Origin of the sequence: Mesorhizobium tianshanense (assembly GCF_007830515.1) — a bacterium.
Classification (GTDB): Bacteria; Pseudomonadota; Alphaproteobacteria; order Rhizobiales; family Rhizobiaceae; genus Mesorhizobium; species Mesorhizobium tianshanense.
Genome location: NZ_VLKT01000060.1, coordinates 19,152 through 38,717, shown reverse-complemented (window position 1 = coordinate 38,717; position 19,566 = coordinate 19,152). Strand labels below are relative to the sequence as shown.

Annotated in this window: 20 protein-coding genes; 10 read left to right on the top strand and 10 right to left on the bottom strand. The window is 63.0% G+C overall.

Features of this window, described 5'->3' with window-relative positions:
* On the bottom strand, positions 1 to 294 hold a 294-nt coding region (locus IQ26_RS32345), incomplete at its 3' end, for a transposase family protein (protein WP_145722436.1).
* Between the two features lie 171 nt (positions 295 to 465).
* Between IQ26_RS32345 and IQ26_RS32340 the strand changes: the two genes are divergently transcribed.
* Positions 466 to 960 carry a MaoC family dehydratase gene (locus IQ26_RS32340; RefSeq protein ID WP_145722435.1) on the top strand — a complete coding sequence of 165 codons (495 nt, stop codon included), beginning with the start codon at positions 466 to 468 and terminating at the stop codon, positions 958 to 960.
* Positions 961 to 987: 27 nt separating this feature from the next.
* Here IQ26_RS32340 and IQ26_RS32335 read toward each other — a convergent pair whose 3' ends face one another.
* On the bottom strand, positions 988 to 2,391 hold the full coding sequence (locus IQ26_RS32335; RefSeq protein WP_145722434.1) for an aminotransferase-like domain-containing protein: 1,404 nt from the start codon (positions 2,389 to 2,391) through the stop codon (positions 988 to 990).
* A 106-nt stretch (positions 2,392 to 2,497) separates the two neighbouring features.
* Here IQ26_RS32335 and IQ26_RS32330 point away from each other — a divergent pair, with 106 nt between their 5' ends.
* On the top strand, positions 2,498 to 3,361 hold the full coding sequence (locus tag IQ26_RS32330) for a DMT family transporter (protein WP_145722433.1): 864 nt from the start codon (positions 2,498 to 2,500) through the stop codon (positions 3,359 to 3,361).
* Positions 3,362 to 3,414: 53 nt separating this feature from the next.
* Here the strand turns inward: IQ26_RS32330 and IQ26_RS32325 are convergent, their stop codons facing one another.
* Both IQ26_RS32325 and maiA read right to left on the bottom strand, forming a co-directional pair.
* Positions 3,415 to 4,455: a zinc-dependent alcohol dehydrogenase family protein gene (locus tag IQ26_RS32325; RefSeq protein WP_145722432.1), complete on the bottom strand. Its 1,041-nt coding sequence runs from the start codon at positions 4,453 to 4,455 to the stop codon at positions 3,415 to 3,417.
* Positions 4,456 to 4,486: 31 nt separating this feature from the next.
* Positions 4,487 to 5,137, bottom strand: a complete 651-nt coding sequence (gene maiA, locus IQ26_RS32320; protein WP_145722431.1) for a maleylacetoacetate isomerase — start codon at positions 5,135 to 5,137, stop codon at positions 4,487 to 4,489.
* A 143-nt stretch (positions 5,138 to 5,280) separates the two neighbouring features.
* Between maiA and IQ26_RS32315 the strand changes: the two genes are divergently transcribed.
* The gene (locus IQ26_RS32315) at positions 5,281 to 5,964 is read left to right on the top strand and encodes a response regulator (RefSeq protein WP_145722430.1); all 684 of its coding nucleotides are present in this window, start codon (positions 5,281 to 5,283) and stop codon (positions 5,962 to 5,964) included.
* A 258-nt stretch (positions 5,965 to 6,222) separates the two neighbouring features.
* Here IQ26_RS32315 and IQ26_RS32310 read toward each other — a convergent pair whose 3' ends face one another.
* Positions 6,223 to 7,563, bottom strand: a complete 1,341-nt coding sequence (locus IQ26_RS32310; protein ID WP_145722429.1) for an ATP-binding response regulator — start codon at positions 7,561 to 7,563, stop codon at positions 6,223 to 6,225.
* A 9-nt stretch (positions 7,564 to 7,572) separates the two neighbouring features.
* Positions 7,573 to 8,703, bottom strand: coding sequence for an FIST signal transduction protein (locus IQ26_RS32305; protein WP_407660213.1), 1,131 nt, complete (start codon positions 8,701 to 8,703; stop codon positions 7,573 to 7,575).
* 240 nt (positions 8,704 to 8,943) lie between these two features.
* On the opposite strand from IQ26_RS32305, the gene IQ26_RS32300 reads away from it, so the two are divergent.
* From IQ26_RS32300 to IQ26_RS32285, 4 genes are all read left to right on the top strand, one after another.
* A complete protein-coding gene (locus tag IQ26_RS32300) occupies positions 8,944 to 9,375 on the top strand; it encodes a nuclear transport factor 2 family protein (protein ID WP_145722427.1) in 432 nt (143 codons plus the stop codon).
* Between the two features lie 255 nt (positions 9,376 to 9,630).
* The gene (locus tag IQ26_RS32295; RefSeq protein ID WP_126042646.1) at positions 9,631 to 10,131 is read left to right on the top strand and encodes a (2Fe-2S)-binding protein; all 501 of its coding nucleotides are present in this window, start codon (positions 9,631 to 9,633) and stop codon (positions 10,129 to 10,131) included.
* A 136-nt stretch (positions 10,132 to 10,267) separates the two neighbouring features.
* A complete protein-coding gene (locus IQ26_RS32290) occupies positions 10,268 to 12,619 on the top strand; it encodes a xanthine dehydrogenase family protein molybdopterin-binding subunit (protein ID WP_145722426.1) in 2,352 nt (783 codons plus the stop codon).
* 108 nt (positions 12,620 to 12,727) lie between these two features.
* On the top strand, positions 12,728 to 13,525 hold the full coding sequence (locus IQ26_RS32285; RefSeq protein WP_145722425.1) for an FAD binding domain-containing protein: 798 nt from the start codon (positions 12,728 to 12,730) through the stop codon (positions 13,523 to 13,525).
* A gap of 208 nt (positions 13,526 to 13,733) precedes the next feature.
* Here IQ26_RS32285 and IQ26_RS32280 read toward each other — a convergent pair whose 3' ends face one another.
* From IQ26_RS32280 to IQ26_RS32270, 3 genes are all read right to left on the bottom strand, one after another.
* The gene (locus tag IQ26_RS32280; protein ID WP_145722424.1) at positions 13,734 to 14,231 is read right to left on the bottom strand and encodes a GNAT family N-acetyltransferase; all 498 of its coding nucleotides are present in this window, start codon (positions 14,229 to 14,231) and stop codon (positions 13,734 to 13,736) included.
* A 268-nt stretch (positions 14,232 to 14,499) separates the two neighbouring features.
* Positions 14,500 to 15,306: a copper homeostasis protein CutC gene (locus IQ26_RS32275; protein WP_145722440.1), complete on the bottom strand. Its 807-nt coding sequence runs from the start codon at positions 15,304 to 15,306 to the stop codon at positions 14,500 to 14,502.
* A gap of 93 nt (positions 15,307 to 15,399) precedes the next feature.
* The gene (locus IQ26_RS32270) at positions 15,400 to 16,308 is read right to left on the bottom strand and encodes a LysR family transcriptional regulator (RefSeq protein ID WP_145722423.1); all 909 of its coding nucleotides are present in this window, start codon (positions 16,306 to 16,308) and stop codon (positions 15,400 to 15,402) included.
* 128 nt (positions 16,309 to 16,436) lie between these two features.
* On the opposite strand from IQ26_RS32270, the gene IQ26_RS32265 reads away from it, so the two are divergent.
* The 3 genes from IQ26_RS32265 to IQ26_RS32255 all read left to right on the top strand — a co-directional run bounded on the left by IQ26_RS32265 (position 16,437) and on the right by IQ26_RS32255 (position 18,534).
* Complete coding sequence (locus IQ26_RS32265) at positions 16,437 to 16,940, top strand: nuclear transport factor 2 family protein (RefSeq protein WP_145722422.1); 504 nt, start codon at positions 16,437 to 16,439, stop codon at positions 16,938 to 16,940.
* A gap of 62 nt (positions 16,941 to 17,002) precedes the next feature.
* Positions 17,003 to 17,983, top strand: a complete 981-nt coding sequence (locus tag IQ26_RS32260) for an alpha/beta hydrolase (protein WP_145722421.1) — start codon at positions 17,003 to 17,005, stop codon at positions 17,981 to 17,983.
* Positions 17,980 to 18,534, top strand: coding sequence for a nuclear transport factor 2 family protein (locus tag IQ26_RS32255; protein WP_145722420.1), 555 nt, complete (start codon positions 17,980 to 17,982; stop codon positions 18,532 to 18,534). The genes IQ26_RS32260 and IQ26_RS32255 overlap by 4 nt, the downstream gene beginning before the upstream one ends.
* A 152-nt stretch (positions 18,535 to 18,686) precedes the next feature.
* Here the strand turns inward: IQ26_RS32255 and IQ26_RS32250 are convergent, their stop codons facing one another.
* Positions 18,687 to 19,391, bottom strand: coding sequence for a hypothetical protein (locus IQ26_RS32250; protein WP_145722419.1), 705 nt, complete (start codon positions 19,389 to 19,391; stop codon positions 18,687 to 18,689).
* Between the last annotated feature and the right edge of the window lie 175 nt (positions 19,392 to 19,566).

Sequence of the window (19,566 nt, the reverse complement as noted above, 5' to 3'; positions counted from 1 at the left end):
GGCCAGAAAGCAGGAGGCGAATAGGTCCGGCCCGATCCGGTTCATCACCACCCGCAGCCAGTCGGCGCAGGGAATGCCGAAATGATAGGGTTGCAGACGCCGCAGGAAGTCGAGATGCCTGCTTGCCCATAGAACGATGTCGTCGTAGTCGTCGCAGGCCGCCATCGTGCCGCAGACCACCAAAAGCAGCACCTCGCTGAGCGGATACATCACCTTGCACGGCTGGCGGCTGTCCTTGATGGCCGAAAAATGCTCCAAAAGACTCTTGCGGCGCGTGGCAACATCTTCACTCATGGCTTCCTCCCGAATCTCCGGAAGCCTCTTGAATCACGCTAACCTACGTCGTGCCACAAATTACAAACCCGCCGTTAACCTGAGCTCGTTGCCCTCGGATCGCGCGGAGCGAATTGACAGAGGCGGCCGGTTCGTGGTCCGGAGGCGGGGCAAGCGATCGGGAAAGCAGGAATGACGCAAACACGGCTGAGGACGCCGACCTACGAGCAGCTCAGGACAATGACGGGGCAGGAGCTTGGCGTGTCGGACTGGACGACGGTCGACCAGAGCCGCATCGACCAGTTCGCCGAATGCACGGGCGACCGCCAATGGATCCATGTCGATCCTGAGCGGGCGAAGCGGCAAAGCCCGTTTCGCACTACCATCGCGCATGGCTATCTGACGCTGTCGATCATCGGAGCGCTGGCGCTCGACATGGGTATCGTGCCCGAAAACACGCAAGCCGTGTTCAACTATGGTTTCGACAAAGTCCGGTTCCTAGCACCGGTCAGGGCCGGCGCGCGCATCAGGCTGCGCATCACGCTTTTGTCCATGGAGGACGAAGGCCCCGGCCAGTATCTGATGAAGGCCGCCAACATCGTCGAGATCGAAGGTGAGCGGAAGCCGGCGCTGACGGCCGAAACGCTCGTCATGCTTTACGAAAGGCGCAAGCGGGCAGGGGCGTGAGGGGCGAAGCGCCAGGGCCTGCACTTTTCAACGCGACATCGCCTCTTCGAGCGTCCTGAAAATCCTCTCGTCTGCCGATTGCGCGACGTTGAAGCGCAGGAAACGGCTGGCAGTTTGGGACAGGCTGAACGCATTGCCGGGCGCCAGCACGACGTTGGCCGACAAAGCGCGGCGGGCTATTTCAGCCGCATCCACGCCTTCCGGCAGCCTGCACCACAAGAACATGCCGGTCGGCTGGTCGATCCACGGCGTGATGCCGATCGCCTTCAGGCGGGTGCTTGTCTCGACCATGGCGCGTGAAAGCCGCGTGCGCAGCAAATCCATGTGCTTGCGATAGCTGCCGTCCTTCAGCAGCGTCAGCACCAGTTCGGAGGCAAGCCGTCCGCCACCGAAGGATGTCGCGATCTTGAGGTCGGTCAAACCTTCCATCCAGTCGCGCGGCGCCGCGATGAAACCGCAGCGCACCGACGCCGAAAGCGTCTTGGAAAAGCTGCCGATATGGACGACGCGACCAAGGCCGTCGAATGCCGCCAGCCTGGGCGCGGGCGTGTATTCGAAGTCGGCAAAGATATCGTCTTCGATGATCGTCAGATCGGAGCGATCGGCGAGCTTGAGCAATCGATGGGCGACGACCGGCGACAGAATTGCACCCGTTGGATTGTGAAGCGCGGAATTGGTGATGTAGAGGCGCGGCTGGTGTTCGGTCAGCGCCTGCGCGAACAACTCGATATCCGGCCCCGACGGCGTATAGGGAACGCCGACCACCTTGGCCCGGTGGGCGCGCAGCAGCGCATGGAAGTTGAAATAACAAGGATCGTCCACCAGCACCGTGTCGCCCGGCTCGAGCAGGAAACGGCACAGCAGGTCGATGGCCTGGGTGCCTGATTCCGTCAGCATGATCTGGTCGGGAGATGCCTCGATGCCGTGCTCTGCCATGCGCCGTGCGAGCAGATGACGCAGCGGCGGCAGCCCGAGAGGGGTGCCGTAGTCCGTCAGCGCGACGTCACCGCCGCGTGCCATTGCCCGCAGTGCCCGGCGCAATCCCGCCTCCGGCATCCACGAGGCAGGCAGCCAGCCGCAGCCGGGTTTGAGCACGCCGTCGCCAGCTTCCAGCGACTGGCGTGAAACCCAGAGCGGATCGACAGCACGGTCAAGCCTTGGGCCGATCTCGGCCAGGGACAAGGGAGCCAGCGGCCCGGCAGCATAAAAACCCGAACCTGGGCGCGAGCGGATCATGCCCTCCGCTGCCAGACGCTCATAGGCTTCGACGACGGTGGACTTGGAAACCCGCATGATCTTGGCAAAGGCCCGGATCGAAGGCAGTCGTGTTCCCGGTGTCAGGCTGCGCGCGGCGATCCTGTGCCTGATCGTCGCCATGACGCTTTCGACAAGCGTCCCGCTGCCCTCGCTTACCGTCGTCTGCTCGTCCATCCGTACTGCTCAACGTGTCATGACAGTTTTGTCGAACTGTACCTCATTGTCTCTGGCGGCGCCATCCGCCCGGCCCGATAGAGGGCGGAAATATCAGGAGTGTGCGATGGACAAGACGGCGGGTGGCTGGATCAACGGATTCGTAGGCGTCCTGATTTTCAGCGGATCGCTTCCGGCGACGCGCGTAGCGGTGATGGATTTCGATCCGGCGTTCGTAACCGTCGCCCGTGCTGCCACGGCAGGCATACTCGGCCTCGCGCTCCTGCTCATTTTTCGCCAGAAGCGTCCGGAGCGGCAGGATCTGTTCTCGCTGGCCATCGTGGCGCTCGGCGTCGTGATCGGCTTTCCGCTGCTGACCGCGTTGGCGCTCAAGCACGTCACCTCGGCCCATTCCATCATTTTCGTCGGCCTGTTGCCGCTGGCGACCGCGATCTTCGGCGTCATTCGCGGCGGCGATCGCCCCAAACCGGCCTTCTGGCTGTTTTCGTGCCTTGGCAGCTTCCTTGTTGCCGGTTTTGCGATGACACAAGGCGTTTCGGCCTCGCCGCTCGGCGACACGCTGATGCTGGCCGCAATTATCCTGTGCGGATTGGGCTATGCGGAAGGAGCCAAACTGTCCCGCAAACTCGGCGGCTGGCAGGTGATCTCGTGGGCGCTGGTGTTGTCGCTGCCGGTCATGCTGGCGCTGACGCTCGTCACCATGCCGATTTCGTTTGCGGGTGTCGGCGAGGCCGCCTGGATCGGCCTGGCCTATGTCTCACTGTTCAGCATGCTGATCGGCTTTGTGTTCTGGTATCGCGGACTGGCACAAGGTGGCATCGCCGCGGTCGGGCAGTTGCAGTTGCTGCAGCCGTTCTTCGGCCTAGCGCTGGCGGCAACGCTGCTGCACGAGCAGGTCAGTCCTGCCATGATCGCCGTCACCGCCGCCGTGGTGCTTTGCGTCGTCGGTGCGAAGAGATATGCGAGATAGGCACCGCTCCTTCTCCTTCTCCCACAACAAGGGGAGAAGGGAGAGCCGCACGGCTAGAACTTGGTCACCACGCCGATGCCGATGCCTTCGAAGCCGCCCATCGCCATCAAGGCCGCGGGCGCCTCGTCGAGACTGATCCGCTTGCCGACCAGCAGTTCGGGCTTGAGCTTGCCAGTGCGGATCATCTCCATCATCGCCTGGTAGCGGTAGGCCTGCATGCCGTGGCTGCCTCGGATTTCGAGCTCGAAGGCGATCACCTTGTCCATCGGCACCTGCGGCCTGGCGTGATCACCGAGCATCAAGCCGACCTGCACATGGCGGCCGCGCCGGCGCAGGTTCGCGATCGAATTGAACGAGGTGCTGGGATGGCCGAGCGCGTCCATCGACATATGCGCGCCACCATTGGTGATCTGCTTGACCGCCTTGACCACATTCGGCGTCTTCGCGGCGTTGATCGTCGCCACGGCGCCGATCTTGCTGGCGAAGTCCAGCTTCTCGTCGGTCAAGTCGATCGCAATCACGTTGGCGCCCATGGCGCTGGCGATCATGATCGCCGACAGGCCGACGCCGCCGCAGCCATGCACGGCCACCCATTCGCCGGGCGTCACCCGGCCCTGGTCGACAATGGCGCGGAACGAGGTGACGAAGCGGCAGCCGAGGCTGGCGGCGGTCGCGAACTCCATCTTGTCGGGCAAGCGGACCAGATTGGTGTCGGCATGGTCGATGGCGACATATTCGGCGAACGAGCCCCAGGCGGTAAAGCCGGGCTGGGTCTGGTGTTCGCAGACCTGGTGGTTGCCCGAGCTGCATTCGAAGCAGCGGCCGCAGCCGACGGCGAACGGCACGGTGACGCGCTCGCCGGCTTTCCAGCGGGTCACCTGCTTGCCGGCTGCCACCACGACGCCGGCCAGCTCGTGACCCGGCACATGCGGCAGGCGGATGCCGTCGTCATGACCCATCCAGCCATGCCAGTCGCTGCGGCAGAGACCGGTCGCCTCGACCTTGATGACGACGCCCTCCGGTGCCGGCTCCGGATCGGGAACGGTCTGGATCGTCGGCGTTTCACCGAATTTTTCGAAGACGACGGCTTTCATCGGCAATTCCTCATGCTTTTATTCAACTGCTCTATTCGGCATCGATCTGGTTCCCGGGTGCGGCCTTTTGGAAGGCCGGCAGCGCCATGCAGGTGGCGTGGATGCGTGCGATCGTCGGGTAGGGCGTCATGTCGACGCCGAAACGGGCATTGCTGGTGACCTGTGCGGCCAGGCAGATGTCGGCCAGCCCCGGCGTGTCGCCATGGCAGAATATCCCGGTTTCGGACGACGAAGCCAGAATCTTTTCAAGCGGCTGGAAACCTTCGTTCACCCAGTGCCGGAACCAGTTGGCGACGTCCTCGTCGCCGGCGCCGAACAGGGTGCGCAGCGAGGTCAGCACGCGCAGATTGTTCACCGGATGGATGTCGCAGGCGATCATCTGCGCCAGCATCCTGACGCGGGCCCGGCCAAGCGCGTCCTTCGGCAAAAGCGGCGGTTCGGGCCTGGTCTCGTCCAGAAATTCGATGATCGCCAGCGATTGGGTCAGCAGCGTGCCGTCGCCCAGGATTAGCGCCGGCACCAGTCCCTGCGGGTTGACCGCGAGATAGGCGGGCTCCAGATGCTCGCCATGGCGCAGATGATGCGGCACGTATTGGTAGGTCAGGCCCTTCATCTCCAGCGCGATCCGCACCCGGTAGGAGGTGGAGGAGCGGTAGTAGTTGTGGAGGACGATGTCGCTCATTGCGGCACATTCGGCCGATTTGGAGGACCGGGCAAGGCATGGTGGTCGGAATTCCTTCGGCCAGGGATGGCGATGTACTATTTGCCAATAATCTGGCCATGGTCACTGGGCTATTCTATCCTGCCTGAAATGAAACGAACGCCATGACCGCAGTCAACGATAGCGCCCGGTTTCTGATCATCGACGACCACCCGCTGTTTCGCGAGGCGCTGCACAGCGCCGTGCAAATGGCCTATCCGGACGTCGACACCGTCGAGGCGCGTTCGATCACCGAGGCATTCGAGCTTCTGGCGGATGCGAAACCGTTCGATCTCGCGCTGCTCGACCTCAGCATGCCTGATGTGCATGGCTTCGATGGGCTGCTGCAGCTTCGGACCCGCTATCCGCGCCTGCCGGTGGTCATCGTTTCGGGGCATGAGGAGCCGAAGATCATTTCCGAGGCGCTGTCCTATGGTGCTGCCGGTTTCATCCCGAAATCGGCGCGCAAGAGTGATCTGGCCGCCGCCATCCGCTCGGTGATGGAAGGCGCGATCTACGTGCCCGAAACCTATGAAGGCCAGCCGCCGGACGCCGAGAGCACCGACCGCGCCGAGATGGTGCAGCGTCTTGCCAAACTGACGCCGCAGCAATTGCGGGTGCTGCAGATGCTGCGCCAGGGCCTGCTCAACAAGCAGATCGCCTACGAGCTGCAGGTCGGCGAAACCACCGTCAAGGCGCATGTTTCGGAGATCCTGCGCAAGCTCAACGTCTACAGCCGGACGCAAGCCGTCATCGAGGTTTCGAAGCTCGACAGTGCCGATCTGTTTCGGGGCCAGGCGGGGCTTTGAGGGGTCGGTGCCGATACCCTTGCAAACGAAGCAGCAAGGCGCTGTGATCAGGTGAATGTCTCAAAGGCGTTTGATCTGCTGGTCCCTATCCGAATGATATAGACGAAATGATTTCTCTCGTTTCGCCTAATTCCTCATCGATGAGATCGTATTCCTCGCCTAGCGCGAGGTGAGGTAGGTCACGAATGCAAAAGGCGGTGACGTCAAAAGAGATGACGCCGGTTTTCCCAAGTAATTGAGGATCGCGTTAGTCATTCTCTAAGCCAGCAAATGCGCCAGCAGCGCGCGCAGTTGTGCCGGTTTCAGCGGCTTGCGCATCAGCTCGATGCCGGCGGCGCGGGCGGCTTTGGCAACGGTCTCGGAACCGTCGGCGGTGACGATCAGCGCCGGTACGGCGCGGCCGAGATAGTCGCGGACTTCGGCGATGGTCGTGGTGCCGAGATCGCCGCCGTCGAGATGCTGGTCGGCTATGACGATGTCCGGCACCCAGTCCGTATCGCCAAGCATGTCGAGCGCATCACCGGTCGAGGTGGCGGGGCGCACCAGGCATTGCCAGCGCTCGAGCAGGAACGTCATCGCCTCCAGCACCTCGATGTCGTTCTCGACCAGCAGCACCTTTGTGCCGAACAGACCGTAGCCACGCGGCCGCTCCATGTCGGCGGCGTTGGCGATGACGTCGGCCGTGGCGCCGATGCCGACCGGAACGTCGATATGGAAAATCGTGCCGTGTCCGACCTTCGACGAAAACGTCACGGGATGGCCGAGTGCGGCGGCGATGCGGCGCACGATGGCCAGGCCCAGGCCCAGCCCGCCGCCGGCAAGCCCGCTATCGGACGAGATCGTGCCGCGGTGGAATTCCTCGAACACGGCCTCGCGCTGGTCGTCGGGAATGCCGCAGCCGGTATCGGCGACATCGATGCGGATCGTGTCGCCGCGATGCCTGGTGCCGACCAGCACGCCGCCGGAGCGGGTGTAGCGCAGAGCGTTGGAAAGGATGTTCTGCAGGATGCGCCGCAGCAAGGTGCGGTCCGAGCGCACGACGGCGTTGACCGGCCGGAATTTCAGCGTCAGGCCCTTCATCTTCGCGACTGGCTGAAAGTCCGAACGCAGCGACGAAAACAGCGTCTCCAGGTTGACGTCGCCGATGTCGGGCTGCACGACGCCGGCGTCGAGCTTGGAAATGTCGAGCAGGGTGCGGAGCAGATCCTCCATCGTCTCCAGCGACCGCTCGACCTGCCGGACCAGCTTCTTGCCCTCGTCGCTGGTCTGCACTTCGGCCAGCGCCGAGACCGAGAGGTGTGCTGCATTGAGCGGCTGCAGCACGTCGTGGCTGGCGGCTGCCAGGAACCTGGTCTTGGACAGGTTCGCCAGCTCGGCGTTTTCCTTGGCCGCGCTCAAATCGATGTTGGATTGTTCCAATCTACGCAGTGTCGAGTGCAGTTCCTCGGTGCGCGTGCGCACTCGATTCTCGAGCGAAATCGCGGTCTGGAACAGCGAGAACGCGTTGCCCTGCTGGTCCATCGAGCGCTCGACGCGGCTGACAAGGGCCGCGTTGATCTTCTTCAGCTTCTCCAGATCGTTGATGTCCTTGAGCGGCATGAGAACCTCCTACTCCGCCGCCTGCCGCTCTCCGAAGGCGATGCCGGTAAAGGTCTGGTTCAGATGCATCGACCGGTACTGTTCGCCATAGGTGCCGAAGCCGATGACGTTGTTGACCTTGTAGAGTTCCGAAATCTCTCGAAAGACCTGCCGGTTGCGCGCGTCGAGCCGGCGCAGCACGCAGTCGAAGCCGAGGATCATGTCGATGCCGCCAAGCCTGTCCTCGACGTCCTTGAGGGCGGCACGTGTCGATTCAACCATGCCCTTGGGCTGGGCGATGGAAAGGACGACGCCATCGTCGATGGCGCAGAAGAACGACAGCGAGCCGTCCGCGTGCATCTTCTGGATCGAGCGGCAGTAAAACTCGCCGCCGACTTTCACCACCACCGGGTGCGAGGCAAAACTCAGCGGTGTCAGCATCTGCGGGATGACGCCGACCGAGGCGGCATATTCCTCCGCGGCATTGGTGGCGTTGAATTCGCGCACGGTGCGGTGATCGGGATCGGACGCCGTCACCACCAGCTTCTGGTCGGTGGGAACGAAATTGTCGGTCTTGAATACGTGGAAAGGAATTTCCGTGGTGATCAGCACGATGATGGCACTGTCGGAGGTAACCCTGCCGTTCGAAATCAGCCGCGTCGTCTCGAACTTCAGATCGTCTCCGGCCGATCCGCCGATCAGAGGAATGTCGTCGAGGCCCCAATGGATGGCCGAGGTCACCGCTTCCTCGGCATAGGACAGCCCGTCGATGAAGCAGAGCGCGAAGGTGGTGTTGGTCCGTTCGTACCCGATGCGGCCCTGCAGCGAGCGCCGCAGCGCCCCGACTTCATCGGTGATCTTGTCCATGCCCGACGAAGAGAGATTGTCGACCATGGTGCTTGCGACCGAAAACGACGCCGACGGAAGCAGCAAGGCGAGGATCTGGCCTTCCTCCAGACCGCGCGGCGTGATTTCGCCGGCGGTGGAGCAGCCGGCATAGGCAAGTGCCGGCGCGTTGATCTTCAGCGCGTTCGACAGGGCCGCGGCATCGACGAGGCTCTGGGAGAAGAAGAGCAGGGCGAAGCCGGCATCGATGGCCGCGGCTTCGGCCGCGATCGTCCGGGTGAACGCATCGGCGTCGGGCTCATCCGTGGTGAGCACCGACAGGCCGCATGCATAGCGCGTCCGTGAACTGGCCAGCGACTTCTTCCTCCGTTCCTCCGACGCTCTTTTTTTGTGCGCGGCTCTTTTTTGTGCTCCTCGGCGCGCCGGCGTCGACGTCATTGTTGTCTTCAAGTGCTGGTTTGGCAATGAGCCAACATGATGGATTTGAAGTTTCTGCTATTTTGACGGCATCAGCGTTCAGAAGCTTCAAATCCACACCGGAAGGGAGCGCGATCCATGGAAGCACAGGTCCGGAAGCTGTTCGAAAGGTACGAGCAGCTTTTCCAGAAGTCCCTCGCCGGCGATGCCGACATGGATGAAGTCGCATCGGTCTATGCCTCCGCCTTCATCGCGGCGTCACCTGCCGGCGTCATGGTCGGGAAGAACGACGACCAGCTCAAGCAGGCCATGGAACAAGGCTATGCTCATTATCGAGCGATCGGCACGAAGGCGATGCGGAAGCGGGATGTTCGGATCTCGCCGATAGACGAGCATCATTGCGTTGCCCATGTCGCCTGGACGGCGACCTATGCCCGTCAAGGCCGACCGGATGTCACGATAGATTTCGACGTCCACTACCTCGTGCAGAAGCTGGGCGGAGAGCCCAAGATATTTGGCTGGGTGTCAGGCGACGAGCAGGAGGTTCTCAGGGAACACGGCATCGGCTGAGATCGGCTCGGAGCCGCTCATGGCCGGAAGGCGGCATTCGCACGGCGATCGAAGCTCTCCTCCATCGTGCCGTTTCCGCTGTCTTTGCGTGACCGAAAGTACAATATGCGGATTCTGGGACGAACTGCATTCTCGCAATCTCGGCATTTCGCGGCACTTTTTCCCGTGCATAATGCAGTATAAGAATGGCAGACAGACAGAGGGCTCGGGCACCACCGACGCCAAACGACCAAGGTTAGCACCCAGGGAGGTTTTATGTCGGATATATCGTTGACGGTGAACGGAAGGCGGGTCAGCGGCGCTGCCGAAGACCGTACGCTTCTGGTTCATTTCTTGAGGGAGAATCTCGGCCTGACCGGGACGCATGTCGGCTGCGACACCTCGCAATGCGGCGCCTGTGTGGTCCATGTCGACGGCAAGGCGGTCAAATCCTGCACGATGCTTGCGGTGCAGGCTTCCGGGTCGAGCGTCGTGACGATCGAAGGACTGGCGGACGGCGCCGACCTGCATCCGGTACAGGCGGCGTTCAAGGAGCATCACGGGCTGCAGTGCGGTTTCTGCACGCCGGGCATGATCATGGCGGCGACGGACATGATCGCCCGCCACCCCGAAGGCCTCGACGAGGCCACGGTGCGCGCCGAACTCGAAGGCAATATCTGCCGCTGCACCGGCTACCACAACATCGTGAAAGCGATCCTCGCCGCATCGAAGACGATGGCCAAGGGATCGAAGGGTAAGGCCAGGCAAGCTGCGTGAGGTAAAGTGAGTAGCGAATAGCGAGTAGCGAGTAGTCAGTGTGCCCCTCTGACCAAGCGCCAACTCACCACCAATCGCTACTTACTATTCGCTACTCACTATTCGCTATTTCCGCAATTCGGGAGGAATTTCTGCGATGGGCATTGAGGGTGTTGGCGCTCGTGTAGCGCGCAAGGAAGACAAGCGGTTCATTACCGGCGCCGGGCGCTATGTCGACGACATGGTGGTTCCCGGCATGAAGCATGCGGCCTTCGTGCGCAGCCCGCACGCGCATGCGCAAATCAAGAAGATCGACGTCAAAAAGGCGAAAGCCATGCCGGGCGTCATCGGCGTGCTGACCGGCAAGGAGCTCAAGGCCGACGGCATCGGCAATCTCATCTGCGGCTGGATGATCCATTCCAAGGACGGCACGCCGATGAAGATGGGGGCGTGGTCGCCGCTGGCCTTCGACAAGGTCCGCTATGTCGGCGATGCGGTGGTCATCGTGGTCGCCGAAACCAAGGGCCAGGCGCGCGACGCGGCCGAAGCGGTCGACATCACCTACAAGGAGCTGAAGGCGGTCGTCGATGCGCCGAAGGCGCTCGAGAGGAGCGCACCACAGATACATCTGGAAGCCGACGGCAATCTGATTTTCGACTGGGAGCTCGGCGACAGCACGGCGACCAACGCGGCGATCAAGGCCGCTGCCCATGTCACCCGCATGAAGATCGTCAACAACCGGCTGGTGCCCAACGCCATGGAGCCGCGTGCCGCCCTTGGTCATTACGACAAGGCCGAGGACCACTACACGTGCTGGACGACGTCGCAGAACCCGCATGTCGCGCGGCTGGTGATGAGTGCTTTCTACAATGTCGCCCCCGAAAACAAGCTGCGCGTCATCGCGCCGGACGTCGGTGGCGGGTTCGGCTCGAAGATCTTCATCTATCCGGAAGAAATCATTTGCCTGTGGGCCTCGAAGAAGACCGGCGTGCCGGTCAAATGGGTTGCCGACCGCACCGAGAGTTTTCTCACCGATGCGCATGGCCGGGACCATGTCTCGACAGTGGAGATGGCCTTCGACAAGGACAACAGGATCACCGGGCTGAAGGTCGACACCATCGCCAATTTCGGCGCCTATATGTCGCTGTTCTCGTCCTCCGTGCCGACCTATCTCTACGCGACGCTGTTGTCGGGCCAGTACGATATTCCGGCGATCCACGCCAATGTGCGCGCCGTCTACACCAACACCGCGCCGGTCGACGCCTATCGCGGGGCAGGGCGGCCGGAGGCCACCTATCTGCTCGAACGCACCATGGAGACCGCCGCCCGCGAATTGGGCGTGTCGCCCGCGGAGCTTCGTCGAAAGAACTTCATCACCTCGTTCCCGCACCAGACGCCGGTCATCATGAACTATGACGCCGGCGATTATGGCGCCTCGCTCGACGCGGCGATGAAGGCTTCGGACTACGCCGGCTTTGCCAAGCGCAAGGCGGACGCCGTCAAGAGAGGCAAGCTGCGCGGCATCGGCATGAGTTGCTACATCGAGGCCTGCGGCATTGCGCCTTCGGCGGCTGTCGGCAGTCTTGGAGCGGGTGTCGGTCTTTGGGAAAGTGCCGAGGTGCGTGTCAACGCCGTCGGCACGATCGAGGTGCTGACCGGCTCTCACAGCCATGGCCAGGGCCATGAGACGACCTTCGCACAATTGGTCAACGAGCGCTTCGGCGTGCCGATCGATAGCGTCTCAATCGTCCACGGCGATACCGACAAGGTGCAGATGGGCATGGGCACCTATGGTTCGCGCTCAGGTGCCGTCGGCATGTCGGCCATCGTCAAGGCGCTCGACAAGGTCGAGGCCAAGGCCAAGAAGATCGCCGCCCACCTGCTCGAAGCCGACGAGGGCGACATCGTCATCGAGAACGGCGCGCTGAAGGTGGCCGGCACCGACAAGAACGTGCCGTGGTTCCAGATGGCGCTTGCGGCCTACACGGCCCACAATCTGCCTGGCGGCATGGAGCCCGGGCTGAAGGAAACGGCATTCTACGATCCGTCGAACTTCACCTTCCCGGCGGGCTGCTATATCTGCGAGGTCGAGATCGATCCGGAAACCGGCGTGACGGAGATCGTCCAGTTCGTCGCCGCCGACGATTTCGGCAACATCATCAACCCGATGATCGTCGAAGGCCAGGTGCATGGCGGTATCGCACAGGGGGTCGGCCAGGCCTTGCTGGAAGGCGCCCACTACGACGCCAGCGGGCAGCTTTTGACGGCGAGCTACATGGACTACACCATGCCGCGTGCCGACGATCTGCCGTCGTTCAAGATCTCGACCTCGAACACGCCGTGCCCGGGCAATCCGCTCGGCATCAAGGGCTGCGGCGAGGCCGGCGCCATCGGCTCACCGCCGGCCGTGATCAATGCCATCACCGACGCCATCGGCATCACCGATATCGCCATGCCGGCATCGCCGTCCACGGTCTGGGCAGCGATCCGGGCGACGACGAAACACTGACAAACGAATAGCGAATAGGGAGTAGCGAATAGGGAAGAGCGGTACGTCGGGGTAAAATCCCTACTCGCCATTTCCCGGTTCGCTCTTTCCCCGAAGGGAGAAAGACACATGTACTCAGTCAACTATCACCGCGCCGCCTCCGTCACGGAGGCCGCCAAGCTGATCAAGAGCGGCGATGCAAAACTCCTGTCGGGCGGCATGACGCTGATCCCCGCCATGAAGACGCGGCTTGCCGCGCCTTCCGACCTGGTCGACCTGTCGCGGATCAAGGAACTGCAGGGCGTCAAAGTGTCGGGCAAGACCGTCACCATCGGCGCCGCCACCACGCATTACGACGTCGCCAGCGACGAGAAGCTGAAGAAGGCCTGTCCGGCGCTCGCCCATATGGCCTCGCTGATCGGTGATCCGGCCGTGCGCCACAAGGGCACGATCGGCGGTTCGATCGCCAACAACGATCCGGCGGCCGACTATCCGGCAGCACTGCTTGCGCTCGACGCAACCATCGTCACCAACAAGCGCGAGATCGCGGCCGGCAAGTTCTTCACGGGCCTGTTCGAGACGGCGCTGAAGGATGGCGAGATCATCACCGCGGTAACCTTCACCGCGCCGGCCAAGGCGGCCTATGAAAAGTTCCGCAATCCCGCCTCGCGCTATGCGATCGTCGGGGTGTTCGTGGCCAAGGGCAAGGACGGCGTCAGGGTCGCCGTCACCGGGGCCGGCGACGACGGCGTCTTCCGTTCGAAGGACATCGAGGCGGCGCTGACCAAAAGCTTCATGGCTGCCGCGCTCGACGGCGTGAAGGTTTCGGCGAAGAATTTGATGAGCGACCTCCACGCCTCGGCCGACTACCGGGCCAATCTCATCGCGGTGATGGCCAAGCGCGCAGTGACCGCCGCCAACGCCTGAAGGCATCGATCGCCGATTTTGGGATCGCCGATTTTGGGATTGCCAGCTTTGGGAAAGGGGCCTTCGCGGCCCTTTTTCGTCGCTCTCGGGTCTGACGGCCGGACATGCGAGTGTCGCCATTCTCGCGCTTGCGCTTTGTGCAGCAACACATCGTCGAAAAGCCGGCCGTGCGTGGCTGAACCACAACTGGTAGGGCCGCGCTGTCGCCTCAGCCGCTGATCTGCCTGGTATAGTAGCGCACCGCCTTCTTGCCGCCGTGGATCACCGCGTCGCCGACCTCGACGAAGCCGAGCGCTGCGTGAAAGGCATCCGAAGCCGGGTTGGGCGGGTCGGCATTCACCTCGCAAGTGACGATGGTCTGGCCGGCACGCGAGACATGGTCGAACAGATCCTCATAGAGCCTGCGGGCATGGCCGCGGCCACGCGCTTCTCCGGCGACGACGACACGGTCGACATAGACGAAGCGCGGGTAGCGCTCGCGGAACCACAGGAAATTCGGACTGTCGTAGCGAGCGTTCTGGTCGAACGTCATGATGAAGGCTTCGAGCGCACCGATGCGGCGCGCATAGAAGGCTTCACCGAGCAGGAAGGACAGGCGTTCAGGCTCAAGCCACGACAGTTCGGCCGCGTGCTCGTTGTTGAGGGCGAGGATGGCGGGCTCGTCCTGCGGCGAGACCCGGTCGATCGGCCAGCGTGCTTCCGTCACGTGTTTTCTTCCTTAGAGCCTGTTTGGAAACTCTACTCTGGCGGCCATCCGATGGCGTTTTCTGCGCTTCCGGTGCTCACGGACCCAGCGCATGACCCCGGAAACCGAAATCGGTTTCCGGAAAGGATCATGCGCCAACTGGAAAGTGTTAGAGCGTCCTTTGCGCGTCCAATTGGACGCGCGGCGCTCTAATGTCCGCTCCGCTCCCGTTCTCGAAACCACCACCATATGACACTCCAGAGCGAATTTCGAAACAGTCTCTTTGGGATCATGCCTTCGCCGCCGCAATTGTCGTCGCCACCTGCGCCGCGTCGGTCACGGTGTTGCGGTACTCGCGGTCGAGGTCGGTGCCGCCCATCCCAACCCGGGGATTGCGGTAGCGCATGGCGCTCGGCACGTCCTTGAGCGCGGCGAAATGCATTTCGGTCAGTCCGGTTCTTTCCCGTACCTCGGCGATATTCCTGGGATCTAGCCCGCCGCAGCCGAGGATGATGATGCGCTTTCCGGCCTGCCGGACGAGGTCCGCCAGCAGGGCCACGCCCTCCAATGCGGTGTCGCGCTGGCCGCTGGTCAGCACGCGGCCAACCCCGCAGCGGATCAGCGTTTCCAGGGCCTCGGCCGGATCGCGCGTCATGTCGAAGGCGCGATGGCATGTCACGTTCAAGGGCCCTGCCGCCTGCACCAACTCGCCCATGCGCTTTTCGTCGATGGTGCCGTCGGCGTTCAGGGAGCCGACGACGACACCGGCCACGCCAAGCTCGCTCAGCGCGCCGACATCGGCGAGCATCGAGCTGTACTCGGCGTCGCTGTAGAGAAAATCGCCGCCGCGCGGCCGCACGATGACATGGAACGGGATCGTCGCCAGTTCGAGGGCCGCGCGCACGGTGCCGAAACTCGGCGTGATGCCGCCCTCGACGAGGCTGGCGCAGAGCTCGACCCGATCGGCGCCGGCTGCTTGCGCGGCCAGCAGGCCGTCTATGCCTTCGACACAGATTTCAATTAGCGGCAGGCGAGGGCGTTCGGCGTCGGTCACGGGCGATCCATTGGTCAAGTTCGGCTGATCCTGCCCTAGCATTGGGTCCATTGCCGTGAAAGCCGGAACTGTTGGCTCAGCCGGCGCTTTGGCTGATTGGAACCGGCTCGCGATCCGCGGCAGCGCAACGACCCATCAGATCCGCAACTTGTGAGCGTTCGCGCGCACGAAGTCGATGAAGGCCCGCAGCTTCGGCGGCACGAGGCGGCGACTGGGATAATAGAGGTGGAGCGGTTCGTAAGTGGGACAGAAGGGCTCCAGCACCTTGACCAGCGCGCCTGAGGCGAGAAGCGGCGCAGCGAGGCCTTCGATGGCGAACGCAAGGCCAAGCCCTTGCGCGGCGGCGGTGATGCAGAGCGGAAGCGTGTTCACGATCAGACGTGCGTCGGGTGTGAACTCGACCTGGCGTCCATCCACGACGAACTCCCAGGGCGAGATGGCGCGAGTGCGGGTGAAGGCGAATGCGATGCAGCGGTGGGCGGCGAGGTCTGCGGGCTGCTTGGGCGTGCCGTTACGCGCCAGATAATCCGGGCTGCCCAAAACGACCGTCTGCAGCGGCCCGCCCAGGCGCGCGCCGATCATATCCTTGTCGAGAAGCTCGCCGATCCGCAGACCGGCGTCGAAGCCCTGGGCGGCGATATCGACGAAGCTGTCGTCGAAGATCAGGCTAAGCCGCACTTCGGGGTAGGCGTCCATGAACGGTCCCATCAGCGGCTCGATCAGCAGTGGCGCGGCGATCCATGGCAGGCTCAGGCGCAGCGTGCCGGCCGGGCGATCGCGGGTCTCGCGCAGCGCCGCGCCTGCCGCGTAGACCTCTTCGGCCGCCGGGCGCACGTGGTCGAGGTAATAGGCGCCTGCCTCGGTCAAGCCGACGCTGCGGGTCGTGCGGTTGAGGAGCCGCACTCCCAGACGCTCCTCAAGCCCCTTGACGGCCTCGCTCAGCGAGGCCGGAGCGATGCCGAGTTCGGCGGCGGCGCGGGTGAAGCTTCTGGCCTCCGCGACCTTGACGAAGGCGACGATGCCGCTGAACTGGTCGAGGCGCATTGTGAGGATATTCCGAATAGCCTTGTCGAACCATACGGGTTTTTCCGGCGAACAAAAAGCCTCATGTTGGGTCCGACGAAACGAGCCCTCGCTGTTGCGACGGCTCGAAAGGCAAGGAGAAAAGGCCAATGACCAGGCTCGCTTCGCTCGCCGCCGGGGCTCTCCTGGTGGTGTCCACAGCCCCCGCGAATGGCGGTCCGCAGGAAGACCGCAACATCCAACTTATCAAGGATTACTACGCGGCTTACGCGACCGGGAACCCGGATTCCGTCCGGCCCTTCCTGGCGCCCGACATCGTGTGGCGCATTCCCGGCCATCATCCGCTCGCCGGCGACAAGCGCGGGCCGGAGGAGGTGGTCGCCTTCTTCCGTGGCCTGGCCGACGGCAAGTTCAAGGCCGAGCCGATCTTCTTCCAGGCGCAGGGCGACCTCGTCGTCGACATTCATCGCGGCTGGTCGAACGTCGGCTCGGGTCCCGAGGTCGACCAGCTTTACGCCCTGATGTTCCGCATCAGGGATGGCAAGATCGCCGAGGCACAGAATTTCTTGACCGACATGTACCAGTCGGACGCCTTCTACTGGGCGCACTATCCGCTGAAGCCGCTGCCCGGCCGGCTGGCGGTTGATCGCTGACACGGCGGCTTTCCTCAACCGGTCACGCCGTGCTTCTCGCTTCAAGCCAAAGGAGACTTGCGATGCTGAAAACCCTGACGCTGGCCGCGGCAACCGCCGTCGCGCTGGCCTCCAATGCCGTCGCCGCGCCGCGCGTCGAGCGCGTCACTTTCGCCTCGCACGGTGAGCAGATCGTTGGCGACCTTTATCTGCCCGAGGACCTGGACGCGGCGAAACCTCGGTCCGCGCTGGTCGTGACCGGCGCCTGGATGACGGTGAAGGAACAAATGCCGGCCCGCTACGCCCGCGAGATGGCCGACCGCGGGTTCGTCGCCTTGACCTTCGATTTTCGCGGCTGGGGCGAGAGCGGCGGCGCACGTCGCCAGTACGAGGATCCCAGCACCAAGATCGCCGATATCGAAGCGGCGGTCGCTTATCTCGCGACCCGGTCCGAGACCAGCAAGGACCGCATCGGCGGGCTCGGCATTTGCGCCAGCTCCGGCTACATGGTCGCTGCCGCCGCCAAGGATGCCGCGATCAGGTCGATCGCCCTCATCGCACCCTGGCTGCAGGATGCCGAGGTGGTCGAGCAGACCTATGGCGGCAAGGACGGCGTCGCCAAGCTTGAAGCCGCGGGCAATGCAGCCGAGGCCGCGTATCGCAGTACCGGGAAACAGGCATTCGTGCCCGCCGCCAGCCTGACCGACGATCGTGCGATCATGTTCAAGGTGCCTTACTACACCGACACCGGTCGCGGGATGATCCCTGCCTGGCGCAACGAGGCCGATCCGGCCTTCTGGCATGGCTGGCTGACGTTCGATGCGATCCAGGCTGCTCCGCGCCTGCATCAGCCCCTTCTGATGGTGCATAGCGAGGCGGCTGCCATTCCGCAGGGCGCGCACAAATTCTACGCGCGGCTGACCGGGCCGAAGCAGGAGCTGTGGCTCGACGACGTCAGCCAGTTCGACTTCTACGACCGCGCCGCGCCGGTGAAGGCCGCGAGCGACGCCGTCGCCGCGCATTTCCGCGCCACGCTGGGCAGTGCAGGGGAGGCGGGACAATGAACTCCGTCACCCGCCGGCACGTCTTGGCCTCGGCAGTTTTCGCCGCGACGCCTGCCGCCACCTCTGCGCCGGCCTTGAGCGCCTCGCGAGCCGCGCTGACGGTCGAAGACAGGGTCGCCATCGCCGAGGCAGTGGCCGGGATCGGCCTCTATGCCGACCTGCGCGAATGGAGCCGCGTCAAATCCTATTTCGCGGCAAACGTTATGACCGACTATACCAGTCTTTTCGGTGGCGAGGCCGCGACCAGCGACCGCGACGCGTTGGTTGCCCAGTGGCAAGGTCTGCTGCCGGGCTTCGACGCCACCCAGCATCTCATCACCAACATCGTTGTCGAAGGCACGGAGAACGATGCGATTGCGCGCAGCCATGTCCGCGCGACCCACTGGATCGGCGCCCGGTTCTGGACGGTCGGCGCCAGCTATCTCCACCGGCTGGTGCGCACGCCAGAAGGCTGGCGCGTCAGCGCCATCGCCGTCGATCGCTTGTACGAGGAGGGCGACCGTGCCGTGCTGGCCACCGCCGTGGACCGGGTGAGCGCGGAGGCGGAGTGAGCAGCCCGGTGGGTAACCACTGTTGCCAGCACTTGACGCAACACACCGTCGCGCGCAGCAAATATTCGTGCGCAAGCGTCTCTCGTTCGGGGGAGGCGCTTTTGCTTTAACAGCGGGTGGAGATCGGTGTATCGGCTGGCGCAGCGATGAGATCAGCGCGCGCGTGATGTTATCTCACGGTATGAGAATAGTGCGTAGATAAAGGTCAGTGTCCCGGCGAGTTCGAGACCTTCTTCGATGTTCGCCAGCATGCGATAGCGCAAGGATTCCACACCTTCCGCCTCTGCAACGCTGCCGCCGACCATTTCAAGCCCGACCGCTCCGCCAAGAAACAGCGCCGCCGAAACCGCCAACAGCACGGCGAGTGACGTCGGGAAAGAGCGGATGAATGGAACAAAGGCAGCTAGCCCCACCAAGCTAAGGATGCCTGCCGGCGCTGCCCATGCAAAATACAGCAGGCCCGTATTGGTTGACCTCGCAGCCAACGCAGAGGATAGCTTCTCATGAAGGCCAGCGAATTCATCGAAACAAAGAAACAGAAACAGGAAGCCCAAGAAGTACCAATGCCAGGTGAACTGACTGCTACGGCCCGCCGCATCGTCTCCGCACTGAAATAAAAGACGGCTGCAGAAAAAAAGCACCAGCACGGAGACCCAAGTGAACACGCTCCGTTCCACATCTACATCAAGGAGCCATATTTTTGTCGAAAGGTCCGGCTTCTGTCCAGTGTACAACCTTAAATCTTGCGCAAAGCTTGCACAAAGAATCAGTAGAGATAATCCTGCAACAATGGCGAGTATCGGTCTCCATTCGCTGAACAGAAGCGGGGCTTCCTTTTCGACGCTTGCAATTGTCATAAAAGTGTCACATAAATATTAGTAACTTGTCAACCATTGGCGTTCCAATGCGCAGCGACGGAAACAGGTTCGAGTCATTACTCGGCGCAGGCTTGCTTGCTCTCCTAGTGGCATTGGCCTGGCTCATCGTTTTCTACGAAGTTGAGGTGGTATTTCCGTTGGGGTGACGCGTTGA